At 29.6% G+C, this 12,463-nt stretch carries 11 protein-coding genes and 1 riboswitch; of the genes, 8 read left to right on the top strand and 3 right to left on the bottom strand.

Features of this window, described 5'->3' with window-relative positions; translation table 11 throughout:
* The first annotated feature begins 15 nt into the window (after nt 1–15).
* From B3N22_RS07690 to B3N22_RS07705, 4 genes are all read left to right on the top strand, one after another.
* Nucleotides 16–516: a MarR family winged helix-turn-helix transcriptional regulator gene (locus B3N22_RS07690; RefSeq protein ID WP_286906026.1), complete on the top strand. Its 501-nt coding sequence runs from the start codon at nt 16–18 to the stop codon at nt 514–516.
* A 77-nt stretch (nt 517–593) separates the two neighbouring features.
* Nucleotides 594–1,760 carry an ArsA family ATPase gene (locus B3N22_RS07695; RefSeq protein WP_286906028.1) on the top strand — a complete coding sequence of 389 codons (1,167 nt, stop codon included), beginning with the start codon at nt 594–596 and terminating at the stop codon, nt 1,758–1,760.
* A gap of 10 nt (nt 1,761–1,770) precedes the next feature.
* The gene (locus B3N22_RS07700) at nt 1,771–1,989 is read left to right on the top strand and encodes a hypothetical protein (RefSeq protein ID WP_286906030.1); all 219 of its coding nucleotides are present in this window, start codon (nt 1,771–1,773) and stop codon (nt 1,987–1,989) included.
* A gap of 16 nt (nt 1,990–2,005) precedes the next feature.
* Nucleotides 2,006–3,166, top strand: a complete 1,161-nt coding sequence (locus B3N22_RS07705) for an ArsA family ATPase (protein WP_286906032.1) — start codon at nt 2,006–2,008, stop codon at nt 3,164–3,166.
* Nucleotides 3,167–3,205: 39 nt separating this feature from the next.
* On the opposite strand, the gene B3N22_RS07710 is transcribed toward B3N22_RS07705, so the two are convergent.
* Nucleotides 3,206–3,646: an Lrp/AsnC family transcriptional regulator gene (locus B3N22_RS07710; protein ID WP_073017019.1), complete on the bottom strand. Its 441-nt coding sequence runs from the start codon at nt 3,644–3,646 to the stop codon at nt 3,206–3,208.
* Between the two features lie 305 nt (nt 3,647–3,951).
* Between B3N22_RS07710 and B3N22_RS07715 the strand changes: the two genes are divergently transcribed.
* From B3N22_RS07715 to B3N22_RS07725, 3 genes are all read left to right on the top strand, one after another.
* Entirely contained in the window at nt 3,952–5,373 is a 1,422-nt protein-coding gene (locus B3N22_RS07715; RefSeq protein WP_286906034.1) for an aspartate ammonia-lyase, read from the top strand.
* A 101-nt stretch (nt 5,374–5,474) separates the two neighbouring features.
* Entirely contained in the window at nt 5,475–6,908 is a 1,434-nt protein-coding gene (locus B3N22_RS07720; RefSeq protein ID WP_286906036.1) for an amino acid permease, read from the top strand.
* An 88-nt stretch (nt 6,909–6,996) separates the two neighbouring features.
* Nucleotides 6,997–7,587: a GNAT family N-acetyltransferase gene (locus tag B3N22_RS07725; protein WP_286906041.1), complete on the top strand. Its 591-nt coding sequence runs from the start codon at nt 6,997–6,999 to the stop codon at nt 7,585–7,587.
* A gap of 71 nt (nt 7,588–7,658) precedes the next feature.
* On the opposite strand, the gene B3N22_RS07730 is transcribed toward B3N22_RS07725, so the two are convergent.
* Both B3N22_RS07730 and B3N22_RS07735 read right to left on the bottom strand, forming a co-directional pair.
* On the bottom strand, nt 7,659–8,528 hold the full coding sequence (locus tag B3N22_RS07730; protein WP_238906676.1) for a metallophosphoesterase family protein: 870 nt from the start codon (nt 8,526–8,528) through the stop codon (nt 7,659–7,661).
* Between the two features lie 21 nt (nt 8,529–8,549).
* Nucleotides 8,550–9,092, bottom strand: a complete 543-nt coding sequence (locus B3N22_RS07735) for a hypothetical protein (protein ID WP_286906044.1) — start codon at nt 9,090–9,092, stop codon at nt 8,550–8,552.
* A gap of 138 nt (nt 9,093–9,230) precedes the next feature.
* A riboswitch (M-box (ykoK) riboswitch) is annotated at nt 9,231–9,391 on the top strand.
* Between the two features lie 368 nt (nt 9,392–9,759).
* On the opposite strand from B3N22_RS07735, the gene mgtA reads away from it, so the two are divergent.
* Nucleotides 9,760–12,405, top strand: coding sequence for a magnesium-translocating P-type ATPase (gene mgtA, locus B3N22_RS07740; protein WP_286906046.1), 2,646 nt, complete (start codon nt 9,760–9,762; stop codon nt 12,403–12,405).
* Nucleotides 12,406–12,463 lie beyond the last annotated feature (58 nt).

Raw genomic sequence — 12,463 nt, forward strand, 5'->3', positions numbered from 1 at the left:
TTAGGAGAAAAGTGTATGCACAATAATGAACTCTTTAATTTAGAGTCAATAATTTTTAATTATATAGATGAATTTAAGTTTTTGTTTTTTCCGGATCAGTGGAGCAATGTATTTTTAGATTACTCAAAAAATGAAATATTATCTCTTTTGTTTCTTTATAGATATAAAAAAGCTAATATGACAGAAATTGCAGAGTATATAAATGCTCCTTTAAATACAGCTACAGGCGTAATCAGTAGATTAGAAAAAAAAGAAATGGCAGCAAGAATAAGGGATGAAAAAGATAGAAGAGTTGTAAATATAGTTCTAACTAAAAAGGCAGAGGATTTCATAAAAGAAGAAAAAAAACTTATAGAGCATTATTTTAAAGAGATACATAGCTCTTTAACTCAAGAAGAGAAAGAGAGTTTTATAAGTATAATAAATAAAGTTATGGTTGTATTTAAAACTGAAAAAGATAAAGCAAATAATCCAGATAAAAAGTCTAAAAAAATTAGAAGAATAGAAATAGAATAGCTTAGGAAACTAAGTTATTTTTAAAAGAAATACTTCGAGAAGAGAACTATTCTAAATAAGAATTATAGGAGGATATTATGGGAAGAATATTAATTTTTACAGGAAAAGGTGGAGTGGGAAAAACAAGCATAGCAGCAGCTCATGCAGTAAAAGCAGCTAAAGAAGGTAAAAAGACTTTAATAGTAAGCACTGATATGGCTCATAACCTAAGTGATTTATTTATGAAAAAGGTAAACTTTGAACCAGAAGAGGTTATAGATAATCTTGATGGACTAGAGATAGATTCAAATCATGAAATGGAAAAGTATTATGGGAATATATCAGATGCATTTAAAAACATGATTTCTTTTAAAGGTAAAGAAGACGCAGAAATATATGAAGATATAGTGGTTTTTCCAGGTATAGAGGAGTTGTTTTCTCTTCTTAAAATAAAAGAACTATATGATAAAAATATCTATGACTTGATTATAGTAGACTGTGCACCTACTGGTGAAACACTTTCTCTTCTTAAGTTTCCAGAACTATTTTCATGGTACATGGAAAAACTTTTTCCTATAGAAAAAATAGCACTTAAAGTTTTAAGACCAATATCAAAGGTTGCATTTAAAATAGAGATGCCAAATAAAGAAGCTATGAGTGATGTTGAAAAATTATATTATAAACTTTTCGAATTACAAAAGCTTTTAAAAGATAGAGAAATATGCAGTATAAGATTAGTTACTATACCAGAAAAAATGGTTGTAGAAGAAAGTAAAAGAAGTTATATGTATTTAAATTTATACAATTTTAATGTAGATGGAATATATATAAACAGACTTATACCGGAGGAGATAGAAAATAATTTCTTTAATGAATGGAAAGAGATTCAAAGTAAATATCTAGAAGAGCTTAATTCCTCCTTTTCTAATATACCTATATATAAAGTCAAATGGTATGAAGAAGATATAAATGGGGTGGAGGCACTAGATAGAATAGTTAGTGATTCATTAAAAGAAGAAAATATATTTGATATTCTTGAAACTACACTAAATGAAGTTTTTGAAAAAACTGAAAATGGATATAAACTTGAGGTTTATGTTCCTTTTACCGATAAAAAGGATTTTGATTTATTTGAATCAGGAAGTGATGTAATAATAAAAATAGGCAATTTTAAGAGGAATATTCCTATACCTAATTCCATAAGGAAATATTCTATTGCATCAGCAAAACTTAATTCTGAAAAATTAAGCATTTATTTTGAATAGAGGTGATTTTATGAATAAGGAATTTATTAAAAAAATGATAAAAGCAGAAACTTTAAAATATGAAGCCATAAAGGAGATACTTCCAGATAAGGTAAGAAAAAGAGTGGATGATATTGAAAAAGAAGCATTTAGTTTAATAAAAGATATAGCAATATATATGATACAAGAAGAAAAAGATGAGAAAGAAGAGAAAAGAACAACAAAAAAAGTAGAGATTGATTTTTCATAAAGGTGGAGGGAACGTTATGAGAGTAATATTATATACTGGTAAAGGTGGAGTAGGAAAAACAAGTATAGCATCAGCTACTGCTTGCAAAATAGCAGAGGAAGGGAAGAAGGTACTTATCATGAGTACAGACCAAGCTCATAGTTTAGGTGATTCTTTTGATGTTAAGCTTTCTAATGAGCCTATAAAGGTAAGTGAAAATCTTTATGCTATGGAAATTGACTCAATTATAGAAAATGAAAGAGTTTGGGGAAATATAAAAGGTTATATTGAAAAATTAATGATGTTAAAGTCAGATAAGACTATAGAAACAGAGGAATTACTAGTATTTCCAGGTTTTGAGGAACTTTTATCTTTAATAAAAATTAAGGAAGTATACGATGAAGGAGTATATGATGTTTTAATTGTTGACTGTGCACCAACAGGGGAAACCATGTCCTTATTAAAGTTTCCAGACTTATTTAAATGGTGGATGGAAAAGTTTTTCCCTATAAAAAGAAAAGCAGCTAAGTTTGTTAAGCCTGTAGTTGAGGCTACAGTTAAAATTCCTTTGCCAGATGATAAGGTGTTTGACGATATAGATAAACTTTATCAGAAGATTGATGAACTTCATAAACTTATGCTTAACAAAGATGTAGTAAGTATTAGAATAGTTACAACTCCAGAAAAGATAGTGGTTAAAGAAGCAAAAAGGAGTTTTTCATATCTTCATTTGTTTGATTACAACGTAGATGGAATATTTATAAACAGGATTTTTTCAAAGGAATCTCTTGAAGGTTATTTTGAGAAATGGGCTAATATACAAAAAAATACCATTAAAGATATCGAAGAGAGTTTTAAAGGAATACCAATATTTAAGCTTGAACTTATGAATCATGAGCTGAGAAAATATACACATTTAAAAGAAGCTGGAGATAAACTTTATGGAGATTTTGATCCAAGCAATGTTTTATTTAAAGAAAAGATATTTGATGTAAAAAGTGAAGACGGAAACTATATTCTTGAAATAAAAATGCCTTTTATAGATAAAAATGAAATTAAACTATCTCAAAATGAGGATGAAATCATAATATCTATAAAAAATGAAAGAAGAGGTTTTGTACTTCCAACTAAACTTCAATCTAAAGAAATCAGTTCAGCTAGATATGATGATGGAAAACTTAATATATATTTTTCTTAAAATAAAGCCTCGCAGTAATTTGCGAGGCTTTTTGTGAGTTTAATTCATTTCTATTTGAATTCCTCTATGATCAACTGGGGTAGAGAATACTATTTGAGTTTCAGTATTTCCAAATCTCTGTATTTCATTAATAAAACCGTCAAGTTCTTCAGTAGTATGAAAGGAAACCTTTATAAGCATAGAGAACTTTCCTGTAACACAATTACATTCAAGAACATTAGGACAGGCGGCTATAAAAGGATAAAACTCAGGTTTTTGCTTTGGGCTAACTTCAAGATTTATAAAAGCTTTAATATTGTAGCCGAGTTTAGGTAGATTAACTTGAGCTGAATAGCCCTTAATTATTCCAGCTTCCTCAAGTTTTAGTATACGAGAAGAGACTGCGGGCGTTGATAAGAACACTTCTTTAGCCAAATATTTAAGGGAATATCGAGCATTTTCTTGAAGAAGTTTAATAAGTTTTAAATCTATTTCATCCATAATAATAGGCACCTCTTTTTAGATTTATTTAAAAAATTCCTCTATAGTTAATATAATAAAGTTTTAGGTGTAATGATACAAGCTTTTTGAATATTTTAGGTTAAAAATATTAAGTTTAAGAGCTAATCTTAAAAAAATCCCCTTAATAAAATTAATTAAAGTATGATAAAAAATATTTTTAATTAAGTTAGCTATGCATTTTTTCACCTTTTTTAAGTAAATGCTTTTTAAAGATTTACATGAGTAGAAAATAATGATAATCTCGCTATTGTATTAATAAATAAAATAAAAGCGAGGGTATTTATATGGAGACTAGAATAGAATTTGATTCAATAGGAGATATGCATGTACCGATAGAAGCTTATTATGGTGTACAAACTTTAAGAGCAAAAAACAATTTTCATATTACAAATAGAACAATCCATCCAGAGCTTATAATAAGCCTAGCTGAAATAAAAAAGGCGGCGGCTATTACAAATATAGATATAAATAAATTAAATAGAAAAGTTGGAGCAGCTATTATACAAGCTTGCAATGAAATTATTTCAGGAAGACTTCATGATGAGTTTATAGTAGATCCAATACAAGGGGGAGCAGGAACCTCTACAAATATGAATGCAAATGAAGTTATAGCTAATAGAGCTATTGAAATACTAGGAGGAAAAAAAGGAGACTATAGTTTAGTTCATCCAAATGACCATGTAAATATGGCTCAATCAACTAACGACGTGTTTCCAACAGCAGGTAAACTAGTAATTATAAAAATGTTAGTTAATGCAGTTTATGAACTTGAACGTTTATATGAAGTTTTAGAAGGAAAAGCTATAGAATTTAATGATGTTATTAAAATGGGACGTACTCAACTTCAAGATGCAGTTCCTATAAGACTTGGGCAATCTTTTCATGCTTTTGCATCTGTTATTAAAAGAGATATAAACAGATTAAGTAGAGTTCAAGAAGAGATGTTAACTGTAAATATGGGTGCAACAGCTATAGGAACTTCAATTAATGTAAGTTTAGATTATTTAAAAAATATCACTTTAAATCTTAAAAAGGTTACAGGTTTAAATCTAACACAAGCAGAGGACTTGATAGATGGAACTCAAAATCTTGATGGTTTTGTAAGTGTATCTGGAGTATTAAAAACCTGTGCAGTTAATTTATCTAAAATGGCAAATGATTTAAGACTTTTATCAAGTGGCCCTAAAACAGGACTAGGAGAAATTAATCTTCCATCAATGCAAAATGGCTCATCTATAATGCCAGGAAAGATAAATCCAGTTATTCCAGAGGTAGTTTCTCAAGTAGCCTTTAATATTATGGGAAATGATTTTACTATAACCATGGCAGCAGAAGCAGGACAATTAGAACTAAATGCTTTTGAACCAGTATTATTTTATAATTTATTCGAATCAATAGAAACTTTGAGAAATGCAACAAAAACTTTTGTTGATAATTGTATCCTAGGAATTACAGCTAATAAAGAAAGATGTGCACAACTTGTAAATGATAGTGTAGGAATAGTCACTGTACTTTGTCCTTATATAGGTTATAAAAAATCAGCAGATATAGCTAAAGAAGCTTTAAAAACAGGAATATCTGTAAAAGAAATTATATTAAGAGAAGGTATTTTAAGTATAAGAGAATTAAATGAAATATTAGATCCAGTTTCAATGACAGAGATTGATAGGAAAGAGCCTGTTAAGATAAACAGCCTTGCAATATAGTTTTTTATAAGGTATAGATACGTCTATGCCTTATTTTTTCGTTTATATTAAAGATTTTTAGGAATACTAAGATATAAACAAACTTAAATGGAGGGCAAAATATGGAGAGTAAACATAAAGGATTGTCTGCTTGGCAGTTAACTATGATGGCATTAGGAACAGTAATAGGAGGATCTTTTTTTCTTGGGTCTTCTGTAGCTATTCATGCAGCTGGGCCATCTATATTAATAGCGTATATATTAGGAGGAATATTAGTTTATTTTATATTGTTTGCAATGTCAGAAATGACTGTAGCAAATCCAGATTCAGGCTCATTTAGAACTTTTGCAGCTAATATTTTTGGAGAAGGTGTGGGGTTTGTTGTAGGATGGGTATATTGGACAGGAATGGTTTTAGCTATATCCAGTGAGGCAACAGCAGTATCTATTTTGGTTAGGGAATGGTTTCCTAATGTTTCTATTTCTTTGCTTGGAGGAATCATAATAGTTGGAGTTACATTACTTAATTTATTAGGTGCAGATAAACTAAGTAAGCTAGAAAGTGGATTAGCAGCTATAAAAGTATTAGCTATAATTTCTTTTATATTTGTAGCTTTTTTATTAATAGTAGGAATAATATCAGGAGGTGGAGCGGTTGGAGTTGGCGAATTAAGTAGAGAGGAATTTATGCCGGGAGGAATAAAAGGTCTTGCAGGAAGTATGCTTATAGTTATGTTTTCTTATGCAGGTTTTGAAATAATAGGATTAGCTGCATCAGAAGCCAGAGATCCAAGGAAAACAATACCTAGAGCAATAACCTATACAGTTTTATGCCTTGTAGGATTTTATGTAATTTCAATAGGAGTTCTTCTTCCATTAGTTCCAACGGCGGAGTTAAGTGAAAGTATAAGTCCTATGGTTGTAGCACTAAATAGATGGGGAATAAGCTGGGCTGGAACTGTTCTTAACTTGGTTTTAATTACAGCTATATTATCAACTATGCTTGCAGCTATGTTTGGACTTGGAAGAATGATAAGATATTTAGCAGATGAGGGTCATGCACCTAAATGGCTAAAGGATAATAAGGATGTGCCTCATAGAGGAATTCTGTTTTCAGGCCTTGGGATGTTGATAGGACTAGGTTTAGGTATGTTACTTCCTAGAGTTTATTTATTTCTAATAAGCGCTGGAGGATTTGCACTTCTATTTACTTATGCTGTAATAATGGCTACTCATATAAGATTTCGTAAGAAAAATGGATGTCCACCAGAAGGGAAATGTCAGATGCCTGGATATCCATATACATCATGGATAGGACTTATAAGCATGATTATAATTATCCTAAGTATGCCATTTATATCAGGGCAAGGATCGGGTCTTATAGCAGGACTTTTTATGGTAGGAGTATACTCAGTTGCCTATATGGTATTAAGATATAGCAGAGAAAGGGGAAGTGTTCATAAACTTATAAAAAACAATTATAAAACTAATCTATCAACTGAGTTTTCAGATGAAATATCAGAAAAAGAAGTTGGGACAAATGAGGAGGAAAATTGAGCAAAAACTATTCTGAATCATTAATGATGTTGATTAAACTCACTTAAAATATTTATAATTTAAGTAAATAGATTTAAGGAGAAAAAAGATGTTAAATATGAGAAATTTTTTAGAGTTAAATGGAAATATAGTTTATCTAAAAAAATTAGATAAAGAATATACAGAAGAATATTGGGACAATTTTAAAAATACTAGTATTGAAACAATGATTTTTACTGGAAGTGCTCAAGCTTTTAATAAAACAGAAATAGAGAATTACATTGATAGAGTAGCAGCTGATAGTGATAGAGTAGATTTTTTGATATTTTCAAAACAAGATAATAAGATAGTAGGGGAAGTAGTAATTAATGAAGTTGATAGAAATAATAGATGTGGGAATATAAGAGTTCTTATAAATAGGAAAGAAGATTTTAGTAAAGGTTATGGTACAGAAGCTATGATTTTAGCTTTAAACTATGGATTTGGAATGTTTAATCTTCATAGAATTGAACTTGAAGCTTATCCTTTTAATAATAGAGCTATTCATGTTTATGAAAAGATAGGATTTAAAAGAGAAGGTTTAAGAAGAGATGGGGCTTATTATAATCATAAATATTATGATATGATCACAATGAGTTTTCTTGAAAATGAATTTAGAGAAAGATATTTAAAAACTTTAGATTTAGAAGATTTTATTTAAAACTATCTATAAAAATGGACTTAAAACTAGATTAATAGCTAGTTTTAAGTCCATTTGTTTTTAGTTAGAAATTATTTCTTTATTTCAAATTCATCTATTTGTTTGCCTTTTGATGTTATTGCAGAAACTTTGATAGAGTATTCATCAATATCAACAACTAAAAAATGATATACTGCTACAGGAGCTACAACTATTCCTTTTTTACTTTTATATTTATTACGTAACTTCTCACCACCACCACCTGAGATTATCTGTGGTACTTTATTTTGATAAGTAAAACCACCTTCACTAAAAGAGCTGTCTATGACTCTTCTAGAATAGTTATGCTCATGACCTGAAAATACTATGTCTATATTACATTTATCAACTATATCCCAAAACTCATTTCTATCTTCAGGATATAAATCAAGTGAGTGACCTAGATGGGCCCCAGTAGGAAAGGCTGGGGAATGAATAAAAACAAGTTTGTTTTTACTTGGTACAGAGGCCATGGATTTAAACCAATTAAGTTGTACCTTATCTATTTTATGAAGAGCAGAGGGGTGGAAGGAATTTAGAATTATTAATCGTGTATCATCAAAATCGACACAATAAACAGTATTGTTGTATCCATTTAAAGCATAAGTTGGAGTCAAATTTCTATAAAATTGATCGAGAACTTGTTCAAATCTATCATCCTCTGGTTCAATATTAACTTCATGATTACCTATAACGGGGAATAAAGATTTGTTTGGATGATATTTTGATATTATATCTCTAAAATCCATAAGTTGAATGGCTAGTGTTTCCTCTTTACTACCTCCAGCCACACTATCTCCACATACTAGTATAAACTCAGGAGAGGGATACAATTTAGAACTTTCTTTCATAAGTGAATGTAGAACTTTTTTGTTTATACCATTTTCTTTACCTTTAGAATCTCCAAAAACTATGAATCTCATATTTTCTCCTCTTTTACTTAATTACTTATGATGGTTAATCCAATCATTATAGAGTTTAGGATTAAAAACTTTAACATGATTTAAGAATTCATCTCTGTAGCCCAAATCATTTAAACCACTTAGAATCAATTTAGGATAGGTACTTTCTTTAACCATAGCCCTAGCAGTATCAATAAGCCGAATATCTTCAGAAGGAGTTAGAAAAATATGAAATAATGCAGAGTCTAAGCGTGAGTAGCCAACTTTTTCCATGGCCTCATATAATTCAATAAGTTTATTTGAAATGTCAGGAGTAAGGGGGTTAGAACTTAGATATTTATCGAGTTCTATGCCATCTATATATTCTCTTATTATATATCTATTGCCGTACTCATAAAGTATTGGAAAATGTTCATCCTTTTGTCCCATTACTAAAGTATATAGTTCAGCAGTGCAGATTTTCTTGCTTTTAAAGATCTTTATACATTTTTTAGAATCTATTCTATATACCTTACCTTGAGTGCCTTCGCCTAAAAAAATAAGTTCATTTATGTTTAATCCAGAATAAATTTTAATAACAATCACCTAATTAATGTATTAGTATTACTACCAATATATGTATTGATGCTATTTTTGACTTACCAAATTCTATATAAAAACCAGTATTTTTTTATTTAAGGTTGACAAACTAAGGAATAAAACATATTATGAAAGTGGAAATTAAATAAGCCTCGGTAGGTGAGGTTACTACAAGGATACGGATTGCTGCCGTAAAAGGATGGAAACATTCTGAACTGGTTAGCAGGTTTTACCGAACAAAGAAGGTTTAATCTAACGCAATTTCATTGCCTTGCAGAGCCAAAACTTGAACGAGAAAGTTATTATGGTAGCTTCGTCACGTTTAAGTTTGGCGAGGTTTTTTTATTTTTACTAAATTAAATTTTCGGAGGTGAAGAAGAATGGATATTTATAGTAGTAGTGACAGTGATGGCGGGGGTGCTCATTATAGAAAAAAACGGACAACTTCAGAATTAAATTTAAATTATTCGTTTCTTAACTTCGATTTAAAAAAGATTGTGAAAATATCCTAAGGATTTCTATATAAAACATTTCTATAAAGCTAATCGCTGCTTCTCAGGCTAATATAAATTTCAAAAATCGTAATACTAAATAAATATAGACAGTTAGGTTAAAAATAATATTGTTTTAACCTGTATTAAGTGCTGTCATTTTTAAGTAGGAGGAGTGAATTATGCTAAAAAGAAAGAATTTTGATATAAATAAAAATGAAAAAGAAATAAAAAATAGAGTTTATGAAAATAGTGCTATAAGCATAAAAGAACTATATGATAAACTACAAATAAATATTTCTGGATTAGAAGAGCAGGAAGTATTAAATAGAAGAGAAGAGTACGGTCTTAATAAAATTTCCAAAGATAAACCTAAAGCTTGGTATAAACATTTATTTGAGGCGATTATAAATCCATTTATTTTGGTTCTTATTTCTTTAGCTGTAGTATCATTTATAACTGATATAGTAATGGCACCAAAGGAAGAAAAAAGCTATATAACAATAGTAATAATTACAACTATGATAACTATCAGTGTACTTTTGCAGTTTTTTCAAGAACTTAAATCCTCAAATGATGTAGAAAAACTAAAAGGTTTAGTTACAACCACAACTGCTGTAAAGAGAACGGAAAAGGGAGTAAATGAATTAAATATAATAGACCTTGTTCCAGGTGATATAGTTCATCTAGCTGCCGGAGATATGATACCTGCGGATTTAAGGATAATAAGTTGTAAAGACTTATTTATAAGTCAATCTTCACTTACAGGTGAATCTGAACCTATAGAAAAATTTCAAGAATTAAAGAAAGATATAAGAGATGTTAATATATTTGATTTAGATAATATTTGTTTGCTTGGAACTAATATAATTAGTGGAAGTGCGGTAGCTGTAGTAATTGCTACTGGGGATGAAACTTATTTTGGATCTATGGCATCATCTTTTACAGAGGATAAAAAGACAACAAGCTTTGAAAAAGGTGTAAAAAGCGTAAGTTCTCTTCTTATAAAGTTTATGTTTGTTATGGTTCCTATAGTATTTGTTGTTAATGGTGTAACAAAAGGAGATTGGCTTGAGGCCCTTCTTTTTGCAATATCAATTGCTGTTGGTTTAACTCCTGAAATGCTTCCAATGATAGTAACTACAAATCTTGCAAAAGGTGCTGTAGTTATGGCAAAAAGAAAAACTGTTGTTAAAAAACTTGATGCAATTCAAAACTTTGGGGCAATGGATATTCTTTGTACAGATAAGACAGGTACATTAACACTTGATAAAATAATTGTTGAAAAACATTTAAATATTCATGGAGAAGAAGATATAAGAGTTTTAAAACATGCATATTTAAATAGTTTCTATCAAACAGGATTAAGAAACTTGATGGACATTGCAATACTTGAACATGGAGAAGAAAATGGGTTAATAGCTTTTAAAGAAAATTATGAGAGAGTAGATGAAATTCCATTTGATTTTGTAAGAAGGAGAATGTCAGTAGTTTTAAAAGATAAAGATGAAAAAAGACAGCTTATAACAAAAGGTGCTGTGGAGGAAATGCTTTCAATCTGTAGCTTTGCAGAGTATAAGGGTGAGGTTGTAAATCTTACTGATGAGATTAAGAAAAAGATATTAAAAACAGTAGAAAATCTAAACAAAGAAGGTATGAGAGTAATTGGGGTTGCTCAAAAAAACAATATACCTGATGAAAACAACTTTAGTGTAAAAGATGAATCTAACATGGTTTTAATGGGATATATAGCATTTTTAGATCCTCCTAAGGAATCTGCAAAAGATGCAATAAAAGCCCTTCATGAAAATGGAGTAGAGGTAAAAGTGTTAACTGGTGATAATGATGCAGTTACAGTGAAAGTATGTAAAGAAGTTGGTATTGATGTTAGTAATGTTCTTCTTGGAAATGAAATAGATGATATGGAGGATGATGAACTAACAAAAGCTATAGAAACTACAAATGTTTTAGCGAAGTTATCTCCTATACAAAAATCAAGAATAATAAGATTGCTTCAAGAAAAGGGTCATGTTGTTGGATTTATGGGTGATGGTATAAATGATTCTCCAGCTCTTCGTCAATCAGATGTTGGTATATCTGTTGATACAGCAGTAGATATAGCTAAAGAATCAGCTGATATTATCTTACTTGAAAAAAGTTTGATGGTACTAGAAGAAGGAGTAATTGAAGGAAGAAAAGTTTTTGGCAATATAATGAAATATATAAAGATTACTGCAAGTTCTAATTTTGGAAATGTATTTAGTGTACTTGCTGCAAGTATATTTTTACCTTTCCTTCCTATGCTTCCAATACAACTTTTAATTCAAAACTTACTTTATGATGTTTCACAGATATTCATTCCATGGGACAATATGGACAAAGAATATTTAATGAAACCTAAGAAGTGGAATGCAGATGATATAGGTAAATTCATGGTTTATATAGGACCTATAAGTTCAATATTTGATATAATAACATTTTTATTGATGTGGTATGTGTTTAAAGCTAATAGTGATGCTACACAAGGTTTATTCCAATCTGGATGGTTTATTGTTGGATTGATATCTCAGATATTGATTGTTCATATTATAAGAACCAAGAAAGTTCCTTTTATAGAGAGCAGAGCATCTATGCCAGTTGTAGTTTTAAGTTTAGTTATCGTGATATTAGGAATAAGTGTACCATTTATAGGTTTTGGAGAAGCCATAGGTTTAGAGGCATTACCTATGAATTACTTCTTTTGGATAACATTTATATTATTGATGTATTGTGTTGTTGTTCAGATGGCCAAAAAGATGTATATCAAAAAGTTTAATAAATGGATTTAAGTAATATAGGCAAGTCAAATGAGACTTGTCTATTCTCATTGTCTAGAAAACCTCCGGC

Origin of the sequence: Clostridium sp. UBA1652 (assembly GCF_002320975.1) — a bacterium.
Taxonomy (GTDB): domain Bacteria; phylum Bacillota; class Clostridia; order Clostridiales; family Clostridiaceae; genus Clostridium_T; species Clostridium_T intestinale.